This is a genomic window from Sphingobacterium sp. HJSM2_6 (genome assembly GCF_049316305.1).
In the GTDB taxonomy this organism is placed as follows: Bacteria; Bacteroidota; Bacteroidia; order Sphingobacteriales; family Sphingobacteriaceae; genus Sphingobacterium.
Map to the genome: position 1 here is coordinate 155,968 of NZ_JBMOXB010000003.1, position 23,168 is coordinate 179,135.

Here is a 23,168-nt window from a genome sequence, read left to right on the forward strand (position 1 = left end):
AGTATAATTGGTCTTAAGTCCTAGTTTGGTTTTTAAAGGTTATCCGATCATTTCTTGAAGGACAATTTTGGTTTTTGCTAAAGTTTCGGCTATATCATCTTCCGTATGTGCATATGAAATACTCCCCTGTTTCACCGGTAAAGGGAAATTAAATATGCCTTTTTGAATCAATCGTTTCCTATATTCCTTATCAAAATTCATGTTATTATTTTTAGCCAAATCATGAAAATCTTTAGGTTGATGATCCATAAAATAAGTGCAGAATGCGGATTTCATTCTTGACACATAAAACGGAATACCATATGGAGATAAGATATTGTTTAATCCTTCCTCCATCATTTTCCCAAGTTTGTCTACATGATTATATACATCATAACTTGGATCAGCTAGCTTCTTTAGGGTAGCAATAGCTGCAATGGTATTTAAAGGATGGGCATTGAAAGTGCCTGCAATTAGCACTCGTTTTGATTTTTCCGGATGAACAAATAAATCCATCAATTCTTTTTTACCAGCGATGACACCTAATGGATACCCATTGGCAACGGCTTTTCCGAAGGTACTGATGTCGGGTTGAATCCCGCAGATACTCTGATAACCTCCTATTGCATGGCGAAATCCAGATTTTACCTCATCAAAGATGAGTAGAAACCCATCCCGATCGGCACGATCTCGCAAACCTTGTAAGTAACCATCCAAGGGTAGTACAATACCAATATTCTGCAAAATAGGTTCAAGTATAATACATGCAATCGGGTACTTTGTCAATAAAAAGTCGATAGATTCTAAATCATTAAAATTTACTATATGCACTAATTTCTTGGTTGAATCTGGAACACCAGCGGATAATCCGTCGTAGGGATATTCTCCTGGGCTAACGCGTTCACCTACATCTTTCAGATCACTTATTACATTCGCTGCAACTTCATTAAACCAGCCATTATAGCCCCCTTGAATAATAATAACATGATCTCGCTCCGTAGCAGCTCGCGCCAATCTAATTGCATGATAGGTTGCTTCTGATCCCGATGTAGTGATTTGAATTTTTTCAGCAAATGGAACCGCTTTACAAAATAACTCCGCAAATTCTCCTTCTAATTCTGTTGGTCCAGCTCCCATTAATAACATATCTTCGTTCAAAGAATGTTTTACAGCTTCATTAACTTGCTCATCATTATGACCTAAGAATGCAGCTGCAAATCCTGCTTGATAATCGATATACTCATTCCCATCGATATCCCAAACACGGCTTCCCTTTCCTTTCACAAAGCATATATTAGGATCTGATTTTCTATTCAAAGAAACTACCCCACCCGGAATATAGATTTCATTATTTTTTAGTATTTCATTGGATTTATTCAAATAGTACATATGAAATTGATTATTATTTAAATTTAGGTTGTATTCAAAATTAAAGTAATTTTGTATACAATTATAACCAATTTTTATATACAATAAAAATATTTTTAAAATTTATATCTATACTGATATTAGAATTAAAACATACTAATCAAGAGCAAAAAACCACTTTAAAGACTGCTGTATACAAAAATTGGGTATTTTTAATACATTAAATCACAATTAATTAGCTAAATTTTATAAAATAAAATAAAAAAATAAGAGCCCAAGATGTTTAAATCTTGGGCTCTTATAAAAATTTTAGTATCTGATAGAATCGAAAAAAATTAAAAACTAATACTCCTCTATGATAGACTCCAATTCACCTCTTAATAAATGAGCAGACAATTTTGTTTCTGCTAAGGATGTGTTTTTTGCACGAATTGCCTCCAACACCTCTCGATGCTCTTTATCCGTGGTTTCATAATCATCCATTTGCGAACTGGATCTTCCTAGTTTAAAATGAAATAATGGAATATTACTCAGTACATAAATATTCTTTAATTTCTGATTACCAGCTATATCGAACAGCGTTTCATGAAATTTCACATCCGCTTCACAAGCTCCTCCGAAATATCCTTCTCGAACCATGGCCGTAAATGCATCACAAATTTTCTCTAATTTTTCTAAATCCGCTTGAGTTATTTTTTCACAAACTAAACGTAATGCCCCTAATTCCAACACTTCCCTGAGCTCACGCAACTCATGCAAATCCTCGACACCCATGGTTTTCACAAAATACCCACCTCGTTCACCTTTTTCCAACAAAGTTTCTCCTAACAACCTATTCAGTGCTTCTCGAACAGCAACTCGGCTTACATTCATTTTTTTTGCCCATAAATCTTCTTTCAACCTCCCACCTGCCGGTAATTGATTAGACAATATTTTACTCCGTATTTCTGTATACACTTTATCCGATAACGAATCTTCCTTCATAGTTAACAAATTAATGATAATCAACTCTAATTAAACAATAGGCTACTTTAATTGAGAAATAATTGTAAACAAAAATACAATTTATAATTTCAATTTTTGAACTAAAGGTAAAATACGCTCATTCCAAATAAAAAAAACAGGCCAATAAATTGACCTGTTTCGGTTTTACCCCCTATGATTAACCACAAATCATAAGTAATATTTGTTCCAATCCCTACCAATCACCCACGCTTCCATCTTTATAAAACGTTCGTTGCAATACTTCTTGTTTAAATGGATGTTTTAAAATTTCTTTCTCATTGATTTCAATTCCTAGTCCTGGTCTCGTATTCGGTAATACAGTCCTTCCCTGCTTTTTGATTTCATAATATTCATCGACAACATCTTGTCTCCATGGCACATCATTATGCACACTTTCACAAATAATATAGGAACTTGTCGAAAACCCAACCGCTAAAGAAGCGGCCGTACTGACTGGTCCTTGCGGATTATGTGGTGCAATGGAAACCCGATAAGCATCTGCTAAAGCTGCTATTTTCTTCGTTTCCGTAATCCCACCACAATGAGTAATATCAGGTTGAATAACACTAACTGCCCTTTTTTCTAATAAATCACGGAATGCATGTATGCCTACCAAACGTTCACCCGAAGCAATAGGAGTTGATACCGATCGTTGAATTAAAGCAATATCCTCGGCGGACTCCGGCCAACAAGGTTCTTCAAAGAAATACAAACCATAAGGTTCTAATGCTTTGGCAAATTGCATTCCCATTCGTGGACTTGGTCTGGCATGACAATCGACCATGATATCGATATGATCTCCAACCGCTTCCCGCATGGCACGAACACAAGATTCTGCATATTTTATAGGCTGCAATCCTTCTAAAGGCATGGTTTCAGGCACTGCCATCGATTTAAATGCTGTAAAACCCTCTTCCACCGCCTGTATGGCCAATTCGCCAAACCTACTCGCATCACTACAGTCTGTTTCATAAAAATCCTCCATCTTACCTCCCCCTAAATGACAATATAACCGCACATAATCACGTACTTTTCCACCCATCAACTCATAAGATGGTACATTATGAATCTTGCCAGCAATGTCCCACAATGCGATGTCTATCCCACTAATTGCTGTACCACGTACGATATTATCACCATGCCAAAAATGTTGCCTGTACATCATTTGCCATAAATGTTCGATACGTCTCGGATCTTCACCGATAAGTAATTGTGTCAAATCTTCTACGGCTCCTACCACAGAACGAGTATGCCATTCTAAAGTCGCCTCTCCCCAGCCCCACAATCCCGGTTGATCGGTCAGCACTTTCACAAAAATCCAATTTCGCATACGCGCATGGCAGACAAAAGTTTCAATAGCTGTAATTTTCATGTAGATTATTTAGGTTAACAATTTCATTGATTTAATGAAAGCAAACCTATAAAAAACTACAAATAGTCAAATTAAATGAATTAATAACTTATTAAACTATTTTAATCAAATTCAAACCAAACCGTATGAATGATTTAACCTAACACCTTACAAAATGATCCAACTATAGCTGAAAACAAAGCAATTCTTACCCTTATTATTCCACTGTGAATAACAAATTCACTATTTTACTAGCCCCATTCGACATTTTATATTTTGGAGCAACTATTCCATTACAGGAGCTTCATTAACTATTTATTAAGTTATTGCATTTACTAAAGAAAAACCGCTAATCCATTTTCAAGATCAGCGGTTTTATTTATTAATTTTTGGTTTCTAACAAACAAATTCACTCCATTAGGTAGCAAGCGCATCCCCCATCAATGGATCTGTGACACTGCTTTTTCCATTCTCTTGATGTCCTGCATAGGAATATTGAATTCCATTTTCTTCACAGGAAATCATAAACTCATACCATCCGTTACTACTAACTAGCGTATAGTTTACAGAGCCTTTTTTTCCACTTGAAATAATTTCACCTTTACGCTTATAAGATGGATCAGTAATTTGAATTGATTTCGAATATTTAGCCGTTTTTATAATGAGTCCTTTTTTTGGATTATTTACCTGCACAGAAACGTCTAATACCTCCTGTGCCAAGGATCCTTTAAATCGCCTATAAAATCCATTTGGTCCATATACGCGAATATCAAAATCAGCATGATTAAACAATGAAAATGGCCATTCATAGTACAATTCTTCCTTAGCCCTCACACCGAAGTTCCAAGTTTTCCATTCATGCTTGCCTTCTAAATTTTTCGTCCATGCATTTGCATATAGGGGTATACCAACACGCTTTTGACTTGCCAAATTACCTTTCAAATCGCAAACCAATCGAATCAATTGTTTTGAATTATCCACTTCTATATTAACATCCAAATCATAAGGTAAAGCACAGGCCAGCTTCGTTCCCTTCTCTTGCAAGTTTAAACCAGTTGAAATATTAGTTTGACCTAACTTTTTTTTCAGTTCTTCGATAGTGGCATAAGACTTAAAATTTCCTGGAAGCTCTTTCTGTCGCGATGAAAAAATCCTATCGACATAAGCATCCCTTTTCACAAATTCTAATTCAGGTTTTTTCAAATCAGGAATAGGCCGAAATACGGAGGTCAAATCGCCACAGACCAACCTACGCCATTCCGATATATTGGACTCATTCACGTCCTTTTTATATTTTTTCTGAATAAAATGTTCCAAAAATTGGAGCGTTGACGTATGGTCAAAAACCTCCGAATTTACCCAACCGCCCTTACTCCATGGAGATGCTATAACCAAAGGAACGCGATAACCTAAACCTATTGGGCTATCAATAGTTGCGGCAGGGTTTCCTGATCGCTTTTTTTCTTGTTCATTGGTTACGTAATCATCCTGTGTATCTACGCTTTTTGGAACTTTTCCTGATTCTTTTCTACTACTTAAGGGTGGAACAAATGGAGACACATGATCAAAATAGCCATCATTTTCGTCATATGTTAACACAAAAATAGTCTTTTTCCAGACCTCAGGATTAGCTGTTAATATATCTAAGGTTTCTGAAACATACCATGCCCCAAACCATGGTGAACTTGGATGATCGGAAAATCGGCATGGCGCTACCAACCAAGAAACAGTAGGGAGTTCATTATTTTTCACATCTTGACGAAATTGGTGAAAGACATCCCCTTTTGGAACTTTTACCAATTCTTCTGCCCCTTGTTTTCCGACAGCAATTTCAGCCAGCTGGTGATAGTCCGGATCTGTAGCATTTGTCGTAAATGCCCTTTGATGGATTTGTTGCTCTTGTAAACTTAATGCAGCAAATTTCGTTGCTGAAAAGTCTTCTATATCTTTTTTAAAAGCATTTAACTGATTCAAGACCTTTTGATAGGCTTCTTCGGAAGCAAATCGGCTCACCATCAATTGATGGTCAATTTCTTTCACTCTTTTTTGAGCAAACTGCTGATAAGCTGGATGAAATTTAACCTGATATTGCTTATGAAACTCTAAATTATTATCTGTAAAATTGGCCAACCAATCTTCTTCTTCCCCATCTAATCCTACGGGTAGGCTCAATTCATTTTGATATACTTTCCAAGAAACCCCTGCTTCTTGCAAACGCTCAGGATATGTTTTCCATGTAACGTCTTTATAATTTATCTGACCATTATCCGTATGCGCGATGGAATCACCTTGATGTGGTTCTTCACGAATGGTTCCAGACCAAAAGTAAGATCGATTTGCACTAGTTCCCGTCAATGAAGAACAGAAATGTTGATCGCAAACTGTAAATGCATCTGCAAATGCATAATAAAATGGGATATCTTTTCGTGTATAATAACCCATCGTCAACGGAATGTGTTGAAATTTTGGATTCCCTGCACGCTTAGCTTCCAACCAGGCATCCATTTTACCCTCATTTCTTGCTTGAACCATATCTCTCCAACCATGAGGTAAATCCCCCATCCAGGTCACTTGCGTATTTTCAATATCTAAATGGAAGGGCTCTCGATATTCGCCCAACTTGTTTTGTTGATACCAAACTGGTAATAAATCCGGTTTTATCATTGCACGAGGGTCATTGAAGCCCCTTACTCCCTTCAGCGTTCCATAGCAATGGTCAAAAGATCGATTTTCCTGCATCAGAAAAACGATATGTTCAGCATCTAAATAACTTGTGCCTGCAGCTGCTTCAATGGCTAAAGCACGTTGTATAGATGCTGGAATTAGTTGAAAAGCAGCACTTGCTCCAGCCAATAAGGAAGCTTGTTTAAGAAAATCTCTTCTCGTATTCATGATCTTTAATCAAATTTCGGACGAATGTAATTATTAGGTTTTAAGTAAAACAAGATAAGAATTATAAAAACAAAAACTTAATATTTAGTTCATCTAAAAACAACAATTAAATCAAATTGGGAGGATACCGAATCCCTTTGTACCCCTCCTTCACAAAGTCCGTGTATTTTTAAATATTATCGAAAAATTAAGCGTGTGAGTGAAAAACTTATTTCCCTTCGTTTTTAAGAAATTTATATTTAAAATCGAGCACACATGAAACTCAACAAATGGATAACATAAAATTGGCCGAATCTAAAGTCTACTTTTGATTCGGCCAATTTCATATTGAGGATCCTTTAGATTATTCGTATCCTGGATTTTGTATCAATTTTGTATTTCTGTTAATCTCATCACGATGAATGGAACTGAAGTACATTTTATCATTCCAGCTTCTATTTTCAATTCCTGTGCTTAATGCATTCACCGTATACGTATATAAATAACTATTCGTATCATATTTATACCTGGAAACAGAAGCTCCGGATTTCAATGTTCCAAAAACATCCATAATAGTCACTTTGCGACCTAAGGTGCTGGAGGCAATCATCCATCTTCGTGCATCAAAAAACCGATGTTCTTCATACGCAAGTTCAATCCTACGCTCGTTCCGGTACCTGTTTTTTAGGGCAGCCCCCGAATCAGTAATTGCAGGCATACCTGATCTAAATCGAATCCTATTCAACCAATTTCTCGCCTCTGCATCCTCACCCAATTCAATACAAGCCTCAATATAATTCAAAACTGTTTCGGTATACCGCAATAAAGGCCAAGGAATTCGTTGTCGGGTATTTTGATCTTCTATAGCTGGATCGGGATCTACAAACTTGCGATAATAATATCCCGTATAAGATCCATTCCAATCCTCTATAGGGCTATTTCTCGTATCAAGACCAAAATGTGTGCTTTTAGTACCTCCTACTATGACCTCATAACGGCCAGTTTGTATTTGACTCGCAGGATCTCTTTCCCGAACATCGGCAGTTCGAGGTTTCCAATTGGCTCCATCGTACAAGATCGTTGCATAAAACCGTGGGTCACGATTGCGATAAGGTGATGCTTTATGAGCGCTATTCGCCCAATTAAATGCGACTCCAGATTGCATTTCATAGTCATCCACGATCAATTGAATGGGCGAATTTCCAGACCAGTTATGGTATCCATTCGGACCATTATCACGACCTACCCATCCTCCTCGCTCATCTTTCAAATCCGTAAAAAAACGACCTAAAATCAGATCTCGCTTACCATCTACACTCACCACTTTACTGCCTCCAGCCATGGCAATACTCATGTAATTGGAAGTCCCTTCTGCAGCAGAAACTGGAGCAGATAAATCCAATTTATACCGATAGTTTACAGAATCTAGCAGCATCTTTGAAGCATCTTTTGCTTTTTGCCAACGAGCACGTCGGTCTCCGCTCACATAGCCTAGCAATTCAGGATTTGCAAAACCTCCTAGGATAGATGACTTAGATTTAGCGGTTGGGACATCGTGCAAATCACTTGCCGCATAGGTTAACACCCTAGATTTCAACGCTAATGCTGCTACTGCATTGGCACGACCATCCACTTTTTTAACACTTTTCATTAACAAAGCTGCAGAATCACAATCGCTAACAATAAAATCTACACAAGCCTCATAGCTGTCGCGTTCTTTGGTATAATCAGAATCTCCTAAAGCATAGACTTGTTTCACAAGAGGAACTGCACCATAAAAACGCAATAACTGTTGGTAAAAATATGCTCTTAGAAAATAGGCCTCACCCAAGAGTTCATTGGCTTTGGTTTCATCATTAAATTGCGGATTGCGCAATTGTTGTATAGCAATATTTGTAGCACGTATTCGAGCATACATATTGCCATAACTATAGGTATCCATCACGTAACCTTGATCAGCTGAGTTTGATCGACTTTCTGTGACGGTATTAATTCCTCTTCCGGGATGGGTAAATAAGGCCTCATCGGTCATCGATGCCATTTGTTGTTCATAAAATCCACCAACCCCAAATCCATTATAAATTTCAAAAACAAAGGCTTGAGCCAAAGCAGGATCAGTCCATACTGTTTCAGCGGGCACTTCCTCCAATGGTTTCGTATTTACAAAATCATCGTTACATGAAATCGTTAATCCCGATAGTGCAATCCCTATATATGTTATATTCTTATAAAATTTCATAGTAATTTGATTAAAAAGAGACCATAATACCTGAGTTAATTAAACGAGCTTGTGGGTAGTATTGGCCCAATTGATTGGTGGATTCTGGGTCATAAACCTTGACTTTACTCCAGGTGACTAAATTCATCCCACTTAAAAATAATCGAGCATTTCCAATCCCCACTTTTTTGATCCAATCTGCTGGTAAGTTATACCCTAACTCCACATTTTTTAAACGGATATAATCGGTACTTCTAAGCCAATACGTATTTCCGCTGGAGTAATACTGATCGCTACGATCCGTAATTCTTGGATGTTCGCTGCTCGGGTTTTCCAGACTCCAACGATTCTCATAGAAATCCAATAAATAGTTTCCTATTGCTCCCGATTCATCCGTTCCTACACGAAGCTCGCCACCGGTAGCCCCTTGAAATAAAATTGATAAATCAAATCCTTTGTAATTGAAACCTAAATTAAGTCCACCTTGAAAAGTTGGGGTCGTGTTCTTATCGCGTCGAACGCGGTCATCTGGCGTAATTTTTCCATCTCCATTGAAGTCTTTATACTTCATGTCGCCTGGTCTTAACCTACCCAAATCGTTGGGGTTGTTGGCATCATTCACCCCAGTGATTGCGCCATAATTAATGGTATTATTCGCTATATCATTGGCATCTTTAAATACCCCATCATAGATATAATACAATCCTGCATTAATTGCACGGCCAGTAGACTGTTGCCATTCTGGTGCTCCTGGGGCTTCATCCCAAAACACAATTTTATTCTTGGCATAACCTCCATTCACAGAAGCCGAAAAGCCTAAAGCACCAAATGTTTCTTTATAACCTACATTAAAATCAAAACCCGAGTTATCTACCTTACCAATATTCTCTGCAGGTAGACTCATTCCTGTACTTTGCGGTATGGAAGCATTTCTCCGCCACAAAATACTCGCTCTGCTGTTTTTAAAAATGTCAAATTCCGCATTAAATTTTCCTCCTAAAAACTGAAAATCGAATCCTAAATTATAATTATTAGCAACCTCCCAGGTAATGAACATATTGGGCACTCGACTTTCGGCTAAGGATTTCATGACCTCATTATTAATGATATAACTGCCGAATCCATAGGTTAAAAAGTATTGGTATTCCTGCAACTCATTGTCGTAATAAATATTATCATTACCCATTTGTCCATACGAAGCACGAATCTTGAAATAATTTACAGCAGGAACATGCTCTTTCCAAAAATTCTCTTCCGAAACCATCCAGCCTAACATCGCTCCTGGAAAGAATCCATACCGCGAATTTTCTGGAAACATATAGGATCCATCGTATCTCCAAAGTAATTCGGCGATATATTTCCCTTTGTAATTGTAGTTTGCACGTCCAAAATAATTCAATCGCGCACGTTCCCATGCCCCTCCATTATTATCTTTTTCTCCATCACCACCGGCAAACAAATAGTCTATATTATTCGAAAGGAAAAATCGTCTGAAAGCAGAAAAATTATCATTACGAATGGTTTCCCGATTCACCCCCGCTAAAATATTAAAGGTATGATCGCCGATGATTTTATCATAATTCGCCACGGCTCCTAATAAAACATTCATCTGATCTTCATTGCCTTGGTTTAGCCTTGGTTCTGCAGGACCTCTTTTTCCAGAAACTAACAAGGGCGTAGTCCCATCTGCTTCATAACCACCTTGCCAAGTATATAAAAACCAAGGAATCTCCCATCGCTTAGTTCCTCTGACATACTTGTCCACCGCGGCATTTCCAGTAATTTTTAACCCTTCTATACCTGGAATGGTGATATCAATTTGTCCATTGCTTTGAAAATAATACCGTTTGTCCCGATCATAACCTGTCGCATCGGTGGAAATAACCACAGGATTCTCTCCATATTCAATATCTGGACCCGGCATTCCATTTGGCCAATAAGCAGGCATCGTAGGATTTCCACGCATTAACATCCGGAAAATTGTAGACGCCCCTTTGGTAGGGAAATTTCTATTTTCTTGGCGGCCTAATACGCCAAATTGAGTTTTGACGTATTTATTGATTTTCGCATCTAAATTCAATCGGATATCGTACTGCTTATAGCCTGTGGCCGAATTTTTATAATAGCCATCTTGATTTTGATAACCAATGGACATGAGGTATTTGAATTCGTCAGAACCTCCATCCAATTGTACATTATGTTTGGATTGAGGAGACCAATTTTTCAGAGCTTCCTTATACCAATCGGTATTGGGATGTCCCCATTGGTCTGATCCATCCGCAAATAGTTTTTTATCTTCATTATCAAATGCTGCAGTGACCGTAGAGCCATCTGCTTTGGTATAGGTACCTGTCGTATTAAAGGCTTCGAATGCAGCAGTCCATTCTGCGACAGGGAGTTTGAAAATTTCCAATTCATTCCGGAGATCTGCATACTGCACAGCATCTGCTAATTTTGGAATTACAGTAGGTTGCGAAAATCCCTGATTAAAGGAATAAGATAACTGCGGTTTTCCAGTCTTTCCGCGTTTGGTGGTCACAAGGATAACACCATTCGCTGCTCTAGCACCATAAATTGCGGCAGAGGCATCCTTTAAAACCGATATGTTTTCTATATCAGCCGGATTTAATCGTTCGATACCTCCCGCACGCGCCGGAATTCCATCAATCACCACTAGCGGTCCACTATCACCTAATGAATTGGTTCCCCGGATACGAATTCCGGAGCCATCATAACCTGGTTCACCACTTCCATTTGTTGCAACCACTCCTGGCACGCGACCAGCAATCGCATTCGATAAATTGATTGCAGGAGATTTTTTAAGCTCCTCTCCTTTTACTGATGCTACTGCTCCTGTCACAGTAGCTTTCTTCTGGGTACCATAGCCAACCACGACAACCTCGTCAATATTAGCTTCAGAAGCATTTAATGTTACAGTCAAGTTACTTTGATTTGAAATGGGAACTTCTTTGGTTTCTACCCCTATTGAACTAAAGACTAAAGTTCCGGTACCAGAAACTTTTTCCAATACAAATTGCCCTTGTTCGTCAGTTTGGGTCCCCAAATTCGTTCCCTTTAATAATACAGAAACTCCTGAAATAGGTAATCCTGTACTACTACTTTTTACTGTACCTTTTACGGTGATTTCATTTTGCCAATGTAAGGTGGATACATCCACGTACTTAGCTGAATAGGCAAACAAAGAGGGAGTTAAAAGTGTCGAAATGACACATATTCCACTTGCTCCCAAAAGTTTTAACCCATTCTTTCCTGTGAGGAGGAAGCTGTGTTTCAGCATAGAATTGAATTAGTTAATTAGTTATAGATTTATGTTCAGTATTTCTAATATAATCAATTAATTTATTACTTAAAATCAACTATCATTAACTATTAACCAAACTACACTGAGTATTTTCGATAACATTGCTTAATTGCTTAAAATTAAGCATATAAAGCCTGTCATAATTAAAATTTTAAATTTATTATTTTAAAACCCTCAACACTTTGTAACAAGTTCTTAAATTATGTACACCAGAAGAATCATTTTTAAATCTTAAAAGCCATGAATTGAGCGTCCATTCCTTATTAAACATAGAATTATATACTAAAAGTTAAAATCAAAAGGAACTTGTTAGTCCATTATTGCCTCCTTTTATCAGAGAATCCTAGATTAAATTAAGTATACCGCTTTGTATTTGCTAAGGATCTCCTTCGGTTCTCATGCGGATCTCCTTCGGAACAACCACCGAAAGTTTCGAACAAGATGCTAAGATGATGCGGAAGAAATCCAAATCTGTATAAACTTGGCATGGAATTTTACAGCATTTACTTATAAGGATTAGAAATTCTAAAAATTAAACTTTCGATTGGAATTACGGTCATAGATGAAATGAAAATTAAAAACATGAATAAAAATTACTTTAGCAGAGCTTTACTACTATTTAACTTGTTCAAAAACAGAACGTTAAAACAAGATGATATTGCTCAGGCTGAAAATAAGGCATTGCACTTGGAGGGGAAATCCAATGATTTTAAGCTACTCATCGCGATGGTAAAAGACACCTTAGCTGGAAATTACAAGATGGACAAATGGAATATGTCTGTCATTATTGCCACCATTATTTATGTCATTTCTCCTATAGATGCTATTCCAGATATTGTACCTATCCTAGGATGGTTGGATGATGCTTCCATTGTTGGTTATGCCATTTCCAAATTGGCTGATGAAATCAGTAGGTACAAAAAATATAAAAGTCAATTCAGTAAAATCGATTTTTAACAAATCGTTAACTATAGAATAAAGGTTAGGCTATGGATTGCATATCGCCTAGCCTTTTTTTTTGAATCATCAATAAGAAGTTTTTTATTTACCCTGATTGTGATTAAATATTAAGATTTAACTACATATGCTATCCTAATTTTCAAATTCTAAATTATTTATGTAGCATTGGAGATGAAAAATTGGACAACGATCTTGATTCTATTGATGATTAATTTTGTAGAAACTGGAAATGCTCAGTCGCTAAATCAAAAACTAGATAATATAATTAAACAATATTATCCAAACGCAAATGAACCTGGTATAGTTCTAGGAATTCAGAGCAAAGCACATCAACTAAATTACACCCATCAGCAAGGCGTTTCTTCAGTAGCCACATTAAAACCCTTAACAGCAACTAGTAATTTTCGAATGGCTTCGGTAAGTAAACAATTTACTGCCATGGCTATTTACACATTATTAGTCGAAGGAAAAATCCAAATCAACCAACCAATCAAAGATTTTTTTCCAAAATTATCCTTAAAGGTGGGAAACATTACCATTCAACAATTATTAAATCATAGCTCGGGTATCTTAGATTACGAAAATTTAATCCCAAAAACGCAAAAAAAGCAATTAATGGATCAAGATGTATTGGATTTTATTAATCCTTTAGATAGTTTATATTTCGAACCAGGCAGTAAATTTCGATACAGCAATACGGGCTATTGCCTGTTAGCGTTAATAGTAGAAATGGCAAGTGGCAGAAGTTATCCAGAATATGTAAATGAGGTAATTTTTAGTCCCTTCAAAATGCACAATAGTTTGCTGTATACCACCAAGGCTAAAATCAAAAATAGAGCTTATGGTTTTCATCCTCAGGGTAGCCAATTTGTTTTTGCAGATCAAAGTTTGACCAGTGCGACTAAGGGAGATGGAGGTGTATATACTTCTGCAAACGATTATTTGAAATGGGCAATAGGTATCTCAAAAAGTGGAGCCAATAGAAAACTACGACTAGATATTGATTTACTCAGGTATAATCAATTTCCTATCAGCAATGCAATTAGATACAGCATGGGATGGTTTATTGTTTCCGACCTACAGCAAAATCAATATTTTGTACACTCTGGTGAAAGTACTGGATTTCACAACATCGTTTTACAACAACCAGATTTGGGAATTTACATCAATTTATTTAGTAACCGAGACGATTTAATCATTGCTGAATGCTTTGAAGCCATATTGCAAGAATTAGAGATTAAGATTCAAGGGAAAGCTGATTTAACACTCTTCGATTGGCTAAGCCGGATATATGCCAACAACTATTAGTCGTATTCCTTGACATCGCTTATTTTAAATTCACCATCTACTTTAACTAACGATATTTCGCGATGATAATCTATGGATAATCCACAATCTGATATTAATACTTTCAAGATAATTTCTGTATCTGTTTCCTTTACGATATCACAGGTAGACAATTTTATCTCTTTCCAGTCTTGCCCTGATATCAAAAAACCTGAGCCTATTCCTGCAAATTGAACATTGAAAAAAGGACTCCATTTTTTATTGAACTCCGTTAGACTTAAACTACCCGTTAGTCCCAGATCTACATTCATGGCATCCATTTTGTATTCATAATATTCTTTTGTGGTCATGGATTCCATGATGGATGATTCTTCTTGGTTAAAATAACTCTCCACTTGAATTTTCAGCCATGCACAAGCATTTGATTCCATTTCTTTTTGCGGAACATCCTTGTCGGCAATTAGTGTTGTATCAGCTATCGAATGGGCCGCATTTCCTTGGTTTGACTGACAGCCTATAAGTAGCAAACCATTTAGTATCATCGCTATATATTTCATATCCACCATTATTTTGTTGATAACGCTTAATTAGTAAAAATGTTTGATGGCGTATTTAAACCAACTTGATCTAGCAGATACCGGTAAAGTTTTTGTCTTATTTCTCCAATATGCCTTTTAACCTTTCCAGACCTTCCACAAAATCCTTATTCATATCATAAAATAAACTCATTATATTAAAAGGGTATGGAATTTTTCCATCAATCTCCCATTGCACTTGGGTATGCGTGCTATCAACTGGATGGACAGCTATAAAAGTTTTATTAGCATCCGTTGATCCGTTGAAATAGATGTCCATATCTATTCTTTTTCCTTCTACGATATGCCTAATAACCTGCTTCCCATCCCCTACCTTTTTACTTTTCCAAGTATAGGTAAAACCTTCAGTTCCATCCTCCCCTTCGTAATGCTTTTCAATTTGCGGGTCTTGACGAGACCAATTGTCATAAAAAGCTTGGTTCTTTAATAATTTGACATAGTCAAAAACTTCTTGACTTGGCCTATTAATTTCAATTTTACTTCCGGCATGAAACTCCTTAGGCAAAATAGCTGCTACTACAAGAATGATGGCCAACAGACCGACAAGGATTTTTAAAATAGTTTTAAGAATTTTCATAATATTTGGGGATTAAAACTAGTTATTAATTTGGATTAGTTCTTTCATTTTCAAAATCGTATTCAAGTTTCTTCCTGTTGCCACTGTATTCCATTTTTTTTCAAAAAACGCATTATTCAATACACTCCTCGCCATTCCTTCTGGAAGGTAAAAATAGACGACATGATCAATGAGGTAGAATTCTTCAGATCCAATGGGTATTAATTTACTTTTAACCAAATTTTCTTCCGAGGGTGGTTGCGATATAAAAGTATAAAAAACACGATTCCCAGGTAAGCTTGAATCAAAAGGGTTATTATTTATTGCACGAATCAATTCCTCTTCATTCAACACAAAAGCTTCTATAGTAAAAGAAAATTTTTTATGGATAAGGTCTTCAATTGCATATTTTATGTCCTGCTTATCCAGCTTACTTTTCAATAAAATATTTCCACTTTGGATATAGGTACGTACAGCATCAAAGCCTAAATGACTCAATTCATTCTTGAGTAAAGCCATAGGAAGTATATGCTTACCTGATACATTTACAGCTCTTAAAAAAATGACATAGCTTTTCATCTTATAAAACTAAAATTAATAAGAAAGGCAATCCAACATTTCCGATTGCAAGGTTAAAATTATCTATTATTGCATTAATTCCGCAATATTAATTTTCCTCATCTTCATTAATCGTTGGCCTGCATGCAGGTGATTCTCCATCAGAAAATCCATGTTTTCTGGAACTATTTGCCAATTGACCCCATAAACATCCTGACACCATCCACATTGACTTTCCTTGCCTTCTCTACAGATGGAATCCCAATAATAATCTATTTCTTCCTGATCTTTACAGGTAATTGTTAATGAAACGCCTTCATCAAAAGTAAAATCTTGGGGAACACCACTATCCATTGCAGCCATGGTTGTTCCCAAAATTCTAAATTGTGCATGTTGAATCTGACCTTGATACTGACCTTCTGTATACTTCAATATTCCTTGTAGTTCAAAATCCGAAAATAGTTTCTGGTAGAAATCCAGCGCCTCCTGACACTGACCTTGATGTTTGGATCCAAACATTAAGGTAGGAACTACAGCCTGATTATTGACATCAGCAAGTTTTCCTAAATAAAATTGCCAATTAATTTGAAAGCGATCCTCCAACCAACCATAATATGCTGAAAAAGGATATTGAGTTAAGGGCATTAATATGTTAGAGCCCTGAATCAATTGATCCCATGCTTGTTGTAGTGCTTCCTTACTTTCAAAAACAACCATGAACGATATACTGGGATTTGGCTTAAACATGGGGCCCCCATTGATACCAATAAAATCTAAGCCCGCAATACTTGCTTGGATAACCACAGGGTTAGATTTGTAAATATCAGAATTTGGAAAAACTGCGGTATAATAATCAAAAGCTTCCAATCCATTTTGATCATACCATATTGCAGGAATTAGTTTATTTTTCATGATTTTCTGTTTATAGAATTGATTGAGTTGAGCCTGAATAAATAGGTGTTGAAGAAATAGCATAGTTCAATAAATTGCGGCATCTTAAAGATGCTTGTGTACTGATTTCTACCAAAAAGAACTTACTCTATTTATATAAATCTAGTAAGTTCTTAATGGTATAGAAATATGGGAATAAGGTTTTAATAAACTATACACTTAGCATAGGTTATGTGCTCCTCCTTAATCCATTTTTTTATTTCCTTCAAAGTGAATCATCCAATATATCCCAAATTGATCCTGAAATGAAGAGTACAATTCAGCAAAGAAGGTTTCCTCTAAATTCATTTCTATTAATTTTGCATCAGCAGATAATAGCTGATGAATAGCTTGTGCTTCTTCAGCTGTAGCAGTATCCAACATAATATATGTTGAATTTCCAGTAGTTAATCGATGTCCAAATCCTTCCACGATATCAGACCCCATAATCATAGTATCTTCATTAATTTTGATTGCCGTATGCATCACTTTACCATTTGCATCAGCTGGTAAAGGCGGATGGGATGGATCGGCAGGCATATCATCGTATAGATAGGTCCCTAAATTAGAGGTATTAAAAACTTGTTCGTAAAATTGAAAAGCTTCTTTACAGTTTCCATCGAAGTTTAAATAAGCATGAATCTTTGCCATAATAATTTAAATTAGTTTATATGAATATAGTCACGAAGATAAAAGCGAATATGACAGCCTATTGTCAGCAGGAATTTTAGGATAAAAAAAATATTAGCGGTATCTATTCGTTCTGTATAATGATGCATTATAAGTTGGTTAAGCCAATTTTAACAACAAATTATCTAAATTAAATTGACTTTGCTCATACCCTTCTTTAAAACCGAGGTCTAAATATTCCTTTAAAACTTGTTGATCTGAGAAGGTACAGGTATTTACAACGGTGCAATACGAATCATTCGAGAAAAATTCAGTGTTCCATTTAGAAGTTGGAAGTTCAGAATTGATCTGACCATTTTCATCAGAAAACGCATCAAATCCTGAATAACGTACCAGAGGAATAATTTCTTCGTATCGAAACATAGCCCAATGTTTTTCTCCTGCTGGGCCATTCATCGCATACAACCATATTCCTCCGACTTCGAAGGATTGTTCTTTGGTCGTGCACTTCCAAGGTTGTGGAGCAAACCATTGATCTGTTAGGTTGTGATCTGTATAAGCCCTCCAAATTTGATCCAATGTCCCTTTGAAATCCCTGCTGATAATAACTTGATTTTCGTTGATCTTAAATAAAGTTTTGTTCGTATGTTCCATAAATATTGCGTTAGTATAATTCCTCATTTTTAAATCATTCTAAAGCTTGGCTTCCATAATTTAAACGAGCTAATCAAAATTAAACTACTTTTACGGCTTCATACTTGCCATAAGACAAGTATTATTGACAATCGTCAGGATATAAAAACAAGTTTTACCTTAAAAAGTTTGTTTTGAACAAATCGAATCCTACACATCAGCATAAGACTTATATAATTGAGTCGAGTTACCCCAATAAACGATCAACCAATGCGGGTATATAATTTGGAAATATAGTTTACCGTTTCTTCCATCAATTTTTCGAGCGCATTAAGATTAATATCATTTAGCTTCTTGATGTAAATGCAAGCTTTTCCAATCTTATAATTACCTAAATTTTGTACTAAAGGCAGATGCTCTTCACAACCGGTATACACATACAAGGAAATTGCAGATTTTCGTGGAGAAAAGGCTAGTAATGGGGCATTACCAGCATGACCTGATGCATATTGGTAATGGTAATTTCCAAAACCAATTATGGAACTTCCAAACATTTTAGGTTCTTCTCCTGAGACTTTTCGCATTAATCCTATTAATGCTTGTGCATCAATCCGTTGCCTTTCGGAAGGAATAGTCTCCAAAAATTGGTCTACAGGAAATTCAGAAAATGCTGTTTTAGTCGTGGACATTATTTTAAACCTTATAAATTTTCGACGTATGTTTTAAAACTACCTATTACCACTTCCCAACCTGCTTTCTGAAGATCAATGGAATGAATACCATCGGGTTCAATATACAGATTGACCTCAGTCAAACCCTCTTTTACTTTGAAATGATAAGATGCTTTCCTTTTTTTATCAAATTCAAAGGAGATCTTTTCATAAGGGATAATTTCGGTATATACCCCTGAAAATTTAAAATCAAACCTTTTATCTTGATTAACCAAATGATACTTGAATTTGCCTCCAACCCTAAAATCATTTTGAACTTCAGGACAATACCATTCCCGATCCTGTTTATCCAGTGGATCAAAGACTTCAGCTTTTAAATTGGAATCCCATACTTTCTTAATATCGGCCTTAATTCTAACGACGATATGAATTTGATTTTTTGCCATTTTAGTACATTTATAGTTAATGTATCAAATGTTGTTATTGGCTATTATATTAATTGCACATCTGATTGATTATTAACTAAATTTAAGTAAACTAAAAATATTATAATCGAGAAAAGCAGGAAATTAAGATATTTAAATTTATTTGTAGTATAATTTATTACAAAAATAAAACCATAGCCCGTTTTATTATAGAAAGCTATGGTTTTTATTATTCCGATGGGCAGCTGAACTGCGACCCAATAGGTTAGCTTAGGGGTATAATTTACTCCCTAAACGGAATTGTTTTTCGTATCTACATACGTTTTGAAACTATTCAATATTGCTTGCCAACCATCTTGTTGAGATTTTATTGGATTGACATCTTCCGTTTCAAAAGTGGTAACCACCAATGTTTTCCCCTCTATTTCTTTAAAATCCACTCTTACTTTTCGTCCATCCGCCAATTCAAAAGCCAATAAATTTGGAGGGATAACCTCCGTATATCGGCCTTCATATTCAAAAGAAAAACTGCCATCTTTTGCTGCCATTTTATATTTAAAGGGTCCATCTACACGCAATTCACAATAGGCTTCTGGGCAATGCCAATCTGGACTTGCTTGATTCCATTGCATGATATCTTCCACCCTCGTATAAGCTTGCCATACTGTTTTTACATCAGCATTTATTAAAGCATCGATAGATATACTTGATTTATTCATTGTTTTTAGTTCAATAATGTTGAATTCTTAAAAACACTTATTTTGTTTCTTAAGGAAATATAAGTGAATTAAACTTCATATAAAATTATCCAAATTAACGAATAGTGCTATTTATTACAAAATTTAATTCGCTATTTCCTATTTCAACAGGCGTATGATCATTTTGTTTCAATGGCTTTCTAAAATTTGGAATAAAAATTTCAAAATTTATGGAAAGCGTTCTACAAACAGGAACAGCGTATTTTCCATTAGTTTGAAATTCCAATGAATTAAAAAATACCTTTGATTAATAGGTATTTAGCTAATACACAAAGAAACAAAGGGCTTAAGTTGTATTTTTTTCAATCAAACTTAATTATATTCGTTCAATTACATTATAAACGTTCAATGCTACTATATTTTAACCATCATATATAATTCTTAATTTATATGGAAAAATTCATCAACGCCAGAGCATCTATTCAAATTCGAAAACCCGTTAAGGAAGTATATGAGGCCATCATTTCCGCAGACAAAATGAGTGGATATTTTATCGAGAAAAGTTCAGGATCATTAGTAACAGGAGAAACGGTTTTATGGAAGTTTCCTGAATTTGAAGAGGAATTTCCAGTGACTGTGAAATTTATGAAGGCCAATGAATATATTTCCTTTGATTGGAGCGGTGGTGCTGAAGGGATGTTGGTGGAAATATTTTTAGAAAATTTAGGAAATGAATCAACCGTTGTCCGCGTGAAAGAAAGCAAAATGCAACTGGATGATGATGGAATTCAACAAGCTATCGGACAGACGGAAGGATGGGCAAATTTTTTAGCCTGCATGAAGGCTAATCTTGAGTATGGAATTAATTTGCGAAATGGCGCTTTCGACTTTATGAAAGAATAATAAAAATCGACATGAAATTTAATAGCATAGACGAATATATCGCAAGTTTCGACCAAAGTGGCCAAAACCTATTAAATGGATTTCGGGATAGCTTAAATAATATAGTCCCGAAAGGTACGTTAGAAACAATTAATTACAATATGCCAACTTGGAAATACCAAGGTAATTTGATTCATATCGCACTGTACAAAAATCATTTAGGCATCTATCCTGGATCGGCAGCAATTGCTAATTTTACAGCTGATTTAACAAAATACAAATGCTCTAAAGGAGCTATTCAAATACCTCTTGATCAACCAATTCCACAGGATTTACTTGAAAAATTAGTAAAATATAACTTGAAGCTTCTGGAAAAGAAATAGCTGCTAATAAGGCTGTTTTTTTTATTTTTATATTGCAGAAATAGGATATCCTTTTGACTTACAGTCTTTTTCCATTACCTATGGAACAGTTATTTCCCATGTATCTTAAGCTGGTATCTAGCAATCATAGTGCTGAAAATTAATTTTCTCGAAACCTAATTAATTATGTAAATTACAATATGATTTATAAAGATAAAGTTGGATTTGTAGGTTTAGGAAATATGGGGCATCCTATGGCTAAAAATCTCGAAGCAGCAGGTATCGAACTATTTGTATTCAATAGAACGCCAGAAAAAACAGAAGATTTCCAAGAAAAAAGTACCATATGCCATAGCCTCGGAGACCTCATTCAGCAAGTAGATATTATTTTTACGATGTTAAGCAATGATGATGCTGTCTATGCAGTCTATGAGAACCTATTACAACATGACATAAACGGAAAATTATTTGTGGATATGAGTACGGTTTCTAAAGAAACGTCTATTTCTATTGCGGCATCTTTGGCCGCCAAATCTGCTTCGTTTATAGATGCACCTGTAGCTGGAAGTACCAACCCAGCAAAACAAGGCACTTTATTATTTATGACCGGCTGTAATGATTTGTTATTCGAACGCATAAAGCCTTATTTGGAAATCATGGGGAAAGCTATTAAGCATCTTGGGGATAATGGTATGGGTGTTTCCGCGAAGTTATGCATTAACTATTACTTATCGATCTTATTCCAAGGTATGGCTGAAACGGTATTGTTTGCTGAAAAACTAGGGATTAGTAGATCGGCTATGATGGAAATAATCAATGAAAGTGCCAGTGGTAGTGGAGCTAGTAAAGTAAAAACGAATTCCATTGTAGATAATAAATTTCCTGCGGCATTCTCCTTGGATCTGATGTTAAAAGACATCAAATTAGCGATTGATGCTGGAGCACAATTGCCTTTCTCAAATACTTTGCTAGAGACCTATCAAGGTGCACATAATGCAGGGCATGGTGCTGAGGATGTAATGGCAATCATTCAATATTTGAAAGAAACACAAAGAAATTAAATGCATATAAAATACCATCTTAAAGAAAAAGAAATGAAGTCCTACGGTTTGTTAATATTTATTACGTTAAGTATGGCTCAAGGAGTTCGTGCTCAAGAATTAAAAGAAATAGGCTATCAGGATAAGAGTCAAAAATTGGTAGGACTCTTGACAACGAATGCGGGGTCAAGCGAATCAGCAGTATTAATTTTACCTGCTTGGAAGGGTATTGACGATGAAGCTAAGGCTGCGGCAATTTCCCTCGCCAAAGAAGGCTATGTCGCGCTTATAGCTGATATTTATGGGGAAGGTCAAATTCCTGCTGACAATACGGAAGCTGCTAAATTATCTGCTAGCTATAAGGCTGATTTTTTAAACTACCAACATCGAATCCAATTGGCCTTAGACGAATTAAAAAAACAAGGTGCTAAACGAGTGGCCATTATTGGGTATTGCTTTGGCGGAACTGGTGCACTTGAAGCCGCAAGAGGTGGATTGGATGTTTTGGGTGTAGTCTGTATTCACGGCAGTTTAAATAAAGCTGCTGATCGTCATAACAACCCTATTCAAACAAAAGTCCTGGTACAGCACCCTGCAGCTGATGCCAGTGTTAAGCAGGAACATTACGATGCCTTGGTACAAGAATTAAATGATGGGGATGCGGATTGGCAGATTATTACTTATGCGCATGCAAAACATACCTTCACGAATCCTCAGTCTGCCGATTATAATCCATTGATGGCTAAACGTGCTTGGAATCATATGTTGTTATTTTTACAAGAGCTGTTCATTCAATAAGTTTAGCTATAACAGTTATTTTTAAACC

The 23,168-nt window shown here is 36.0% G+C and carries 21 protein-coding genes; 6 read left to right on the top strand and 15 right to left on the bottom strand.

The features are described from left to right. Window positions 1–39: 39 nt before the first annotated feature. The 6 genes from ACFRAE_RS04455 to ACFRAE_RS04480 form a co-directional block, all read right to left on the bottom strand. A complete protein-coding gene (locus tag ACFRAE_RS04455; RefSeq protein WP_422795919.1) occupies window positions 40–1,368 on the bottom strand; it encodes an aspartate aminotransferase family protein in 1,329 nt (442 codons plus the stop codon). Window positions 1,369–1,689: 321 nt separating this feature from the next. Continuing rightward, complete coding sequence (locus ACFRAE_RS04460; RefSeq protein ID WP_422795920.1) at window positions 1,690–2,331, bottom strand: GntR family transcriptional regulator; 642 nt, start codon at window positions 2,329–2,331, stop codon at window positions 1,690–1,692. A gap of 214 nt (window positions 2,332–2,545) precedes the next feature. Continuing rightward, window positions 2,546–3,724: a galactonate dehydratase gene (dgoD, locus tag ACFRAE_RS04465; RefSeq protein ID WP_422795921.1), complete on the bottom strand. Its 1,179-nt coding sequence runs from the start codon at window positions 3,722–3,724 to the stop codon at window positions 2,546–2,548. Window positions 3,725–4,120: 396 nt separating this feature from the next. Next, complete coding sequence (locus ACFRAE_RS04470; RefSeq protein ID WP_422795922.1) at window positions 4,121–6,595, bottom strand: phosphocholine-specific phospholipase C; 2,475 nt, start codon at window positions 6,593–6,595, stop codon at window positions 4,121–4,123. A 343-nt stretch (window positions 6,596–6,938) separates the two neighbouring features. Then, window positions 6,939–8,813, bottom strand: a complete 1,875-nt coding sequence (locus ACFRAE_RS04475; protein ID WP_422795923.1) for a RagB/SusD family nutrient uptake outer membrane protein — start codon at window positions 8,811–8,813, stop codon at window positions 6,939–6,941. A gap of 10 nt (window positions 8,814–8,823) precedes the next feature. Beyond that, on the bottom strand, window positions 8,824–12,090 hold the full coding sequence (locus ACFRAE_RS04480) for a SusC/RagA family TonB-linked outer membrane protein (RefSeq protein ID WP_422795924.1): 3,267 nt from the start codon (window positions 12,088–12,090) through the stop codon (window positions 8,824–8,826). A gap of 606 nt (window positions 12,091–12,696) precedes the next feature. On the opposite strand from ACFRAE_RS04480, the gene ACFRAE_RS04485 reads away from it, so the two are divergent. Together ACFRAE_RS04485 and ACFRAE_RS04490 are read left to right on the top strand one after the other, a co-directional pair. Further along, a complete protein-coding gene (locus tag ACFRAE_RS04485; protein ID WP_422795925.1) occupies window positions 12,697–13,071 on the top strand; it encodes a YkvA family protein in 375 nt (124 codons plus the stop codon). Between the two features lie 174 nt (window positions 13,072–13,245). Further along, the gene (locus ACFRAE_RS04490) at window positions 13,246–14,382 is read left to right on the top strand and encodes a serine hydrolase domain-containing protein (RefSeq protein ID WP_422795926.1); all 1,137 of its coding nucleotides are present in this window, start codon (window positions 13,246–13,248) and stop codon (window positions 14,380–14,382) included. Here the strand turns inward: ACFRAE_RS04490 and ACFRAE_RS04495 are convergent. The 9 genes from ACFRAE_RS04495 to ACFRAE_RS04535 all read right to left on the bottom strand — a co-directional run bounded on the left by ACFRAE_RS04495 (window position 14,379) and on the right by ACFRAE_RS04535 (window position 20,079). Beyond that, a complete protein-coding gene (locus ACFRAE_RS04495) occupies window positions 14,379–14,918 on the bottom strand; it encodes a hypothetical protein (RefSeq protein ID WP_422795927.1) in 540 nt (179 codons plus the stop codon). The genes ACFRAE_RS04490 and ACFRAE_RS04495 overlap by 4 nt on opposite strands. Window positions 14,919–15,015: 97 nt before the next feature. Beyond that, window positions 15,016–15,534, bottom strand: coding sequence for an SRPBCC family protein (locus tag ACFRAE_RS04500; RefSeq protein WP_422795928.1), 519 nt, complete (start codon window positions 15,532–15,534; stop codon window positions 15,016–15,018). A gap of 18 nt (window positions 15,535–15,552) precedes the next feature. Beyond that, window positions 15,553–16,092 (bottom strand): DUF1697 domain-containing protein, encoded by a 540-nt coding sequence (locus tag ACFRAE_RS04505; RefSeq protein WP_422795929.1) that lies wholly within the window; start codon window positions 16,090–16,092, stop codon window positions 15,553–15,555. 66 nt (window positions 16,093–16,158) lie between these two features. Further along, window positions 16,159–16,983, bottom strand: coding sequence for a VOC family protein (locus tag ACFRAE_RS04510; RefSeq protein ID WP_422795930.1), 825 nt, complete (start codon window positions 16,981–16,983; stop codon window positions 16,159–16,161). 222 nt (window positions 16,984–17,205) lie between these two features. Continuing rightward, window positions 17,206–17,652: a VOC family protein gene (locus tag ACFRAE_RS04515; RefSeq protein ID WP_422795931.1), complete on the bottom strand. Its 447-nt coding sequence runs from the start codon at window positions 17,650–17,652 to the stop codon at window positions 17,206–17,208. A 138-nt stretch (window positions 17,653–17,790) separates the two neighbouring features. Continuing rightward, window positions 17,791–18,285, bottom strand: a complete 495-nt coding sequence (locus ACFRAE_RS04520; protein WP_422795932.1) for an SRPBCC family protein — start codon at window positions 18,283–18,285, stop codon at window positions 17,791–17,793. A gap of 242 nt (window positions 18,286–18,527) precedes the next feature. Next, window positions 18,528–18,953, bottom strand: coding sequence for a DUF1801 domain-containing protein (locus ACFRAE_RS04525; RefSeq protein WP_422795933.1), 426 nt, complete (start codon window positions 18,951–18,953; stop codon window positions 18,528–18,530). Between the two features lie 11 nt (window positions 18,954–18,964). Beyond that, window positions 18,965–19,381 carry an SRPBCC domain-containing protein gene (locus ACFRAE_RS04530; protein WP_422795934.1) on the bottom strand — a complete coding sequence of 139 codons (417 nt, stop codon included), beginning with the start codon at window positions 19,379–19,381 and terminating at the stop codon, window positions 18,965–18,967. Between the two features lie 269 nt (window positions 19,382–19,650). Beyond that, on the bottom strand, window positions 19,651–20,079 hold the full coding sequence (locus ACFRAE_RS04535; protein ID WP_422795935.1) for an SRPBCC domain-containing protein: 429 nt from the start codon (window positions 20,077–20,079) through the stop codon (window positions 19,651–19,653). A 429-nt stretch (window positions 20,080–20,508) separates the two neighbouring features. Here ACFRAE_RS04535 and ACFRAE_RS04540 point away from each other — a divergent pair, with 429 nt between their 5' ends. The 4 genes from ACFRAE_RS04540 (at window position 20,509) to ACFRAE_RS04555 (ending at window position 23,140) form a co-directional block, all read left to right on the top strand. After that, window positions 20,509–20,961 (top strand): SRPBCC domain-containing protein, encoded by a 453-nt coding sequence (locus tag ACFRAE_RS04540; RefSeq protein ID WP_422795936.1) that lies wholly within the window; start codon window positions 20,509–20,511, stop codon window positions 20,959–20,961. Window positions 20,962–20,972: 11 nt separating this feature from the next. Continuing rightward, window positions 20,973–21,323 carry an iron chaperone gene (locus ACFRAE_RS04545; protein ID WP_422795937.1) on the top strand — a complete coding sequence of 117 codons (351 nt, stop codon included), beginning with the start codon at window positions 20,973–20,975 and terminating at the stop codon, window positions 21,321–21,323. A gap of 179 nt (window positions 21,324–21,502) precedes the next feature. Beyond that, window positions 21,503–22,363, top strand: coding sequence for an NAD(P)-dependent oxidoreductase (locus ACFRAE_RS04550; RefSeq protein ID WP_422795938.1), 861 nt, complete (start codon window positions 21,503–21,505; stop codon window positions 22,361–22,363). Then, window positions 22,364–23,140, top strand: coding sequence for a dienelactone hydrolase family protein (locus ACFRAE_RS04555; RefSeq protein ID WP_422795939.1), 777 nt, complete (start codon window positions 22,364–22,366; stop codon window positions 23,138–23,140). Window positions 23,141–23,168: the final 28 nt, after the last annotated feature.

Bases quoted from the DNA above. Each gene is read 5' to 3' on its own strand.
- ACFRAE_RS04455 (WP_422795919.1), bottom strand. From the start codon at position 1,368: ATGTACTATTTGAATAAATCCAATGAAATACTAAAAAATAATGAAATC.
- ACFRAE_RS04460 (WP_422795920.1), bottom strand. From the start codon at position 2,331: ATGAAGGAAGATTCGTTATCGGATAAAGTGTATACAGAAATACGGAGT.
- dgoD (WP_422795921.1), bottom strand. From the start codon at position 3,724: ATGAAAATTACAGCTATTGAAACTTTTGTCTGCCATGCGCGTATGCGA.
- ACFRAE_RS04470 (WP_422795922.1), bottom strand. From the start codon at position 6,595: ATGAATACGAGAAGAGATTTTCTTAAACAAGCTTCCTTATTGGCTGGA.
- ACFRAE_RS04475 (WP_422795923.1), bottom strand. From the start codon at position 8,813: ATGAAATTTTATAAGAATATAACATATATAGGGATTGCACTATCGGGA.
- ACFRAE_RS04480 (WP_422795924.1), bottom strand. From the start codon at position 12,090: ATGCTGAAACACAGCTTCCTCCTCACAGGAAAGAATGGGTTAAAACTT.
- ACFRAE_RS04485 (WP_422795925.1), top strand. From the start codon at position 12,697: ATGAATAAAAATTACTTTAGCAGAGCTTTACTACTATTTAACTTGTTC.
- ACFRAE_RS04490 (WP_422795926.1), top strand. From the start codon at position 13,246: ATGAAAAATTGGACAACGATCTTGATTCTATTGATGATTAATTTTGTA.
- ACFRAE_RS04495 (WP_422795927.1), bottom strand. From the start codon at position 14,918: ATGAAATATATAGCGATGATACTAAATGGTTTGCTACTTATAGGCTGT.
- ACFRAE_RS04500 (WP_422795928.1), bottom strand. From the start codon at position 15,534: ATGAAAATTCTTAAAACTATTTTAAAAATCCTTGTCGGTCTGTTGGCC.
- ACFRAE_RS04505 (WP_422795929.1), bottom strand. From the start codon at position 16,092: ATGAAAAGCTATGTCATTTTTTTAAGAGCTGTAAATGTATCAGGTAAG.
- ACFRAE_RS04510 (WP_422795930.1), bottom strand. From the start codon at position 16,983: ATGAAAAATAAACTAATTCCTGCAATATGGTATGATCAAAATGGATTG.
- ACFRAE_RS04515 (WP_422795931.1), bottom strand. From the start codon at position 17,652: ATGGCAAAGATTCATGCTTATTTAAACTTCGATGGAAACTGTAAAGAA.
- ACFRAE_RS04520 (WP_422795932.1), bottom strand. From the start codon at position 18,285: ATGGAACATACGAACAAAACTTTATTTAAGATCAACGAAAATCAAGTT.
- ACFRAE_RS04525 (WP_422795933.1), bottom strand. From the start codon at position 18,953: ATGTCCACGACTAAAACAGCATTTTCTGAATTTCCTGTAGACCAATTT.
- ACFRAE_RS04530 (WP_422795934.1), bottom strand. From the start codon at position 19,381: ATGGCAAAAAATCAAATTCATATCGTCGTTAGAATTAAGGCCGATATT.
- ACFRAE_RS04535 (WP_422795935.1), bottom strand. From the start codon at position 20,079: ATGAATAAATCAAGTATATCTATCGATGCTTTAATAAATGCTGATGTA.
- ACFRAE_RS04540 (WP_422795936.1), top strand. From the start codon at position 20,509: ATGGAAAAATTCATCAACGCCAGAGCATCTATTCAAATTCGAAAACCC.
- ACFRAE_RS04545 (WP_422795937.1), top strand. From the start codon at position 20,973: ATGAAATTTAATAGCATAGACGAATATATCGCAAGTTTCGACCAAAGT.
- ACFRAE_RS04550 (WP_422795938.1), top strand. From the start codon at position 21,503: ATGATTTATAAAGATAAAGTTGGATTTGTAGGTTTAGGAAATATGGGG.
- ACFRAE_RS04555 (WP_422795939.1), top strand. From the start codon at position 22,364: ATGCATATAAAATACCATCTTAAAGAAAAAGAAATGAAGTCCTACGGT.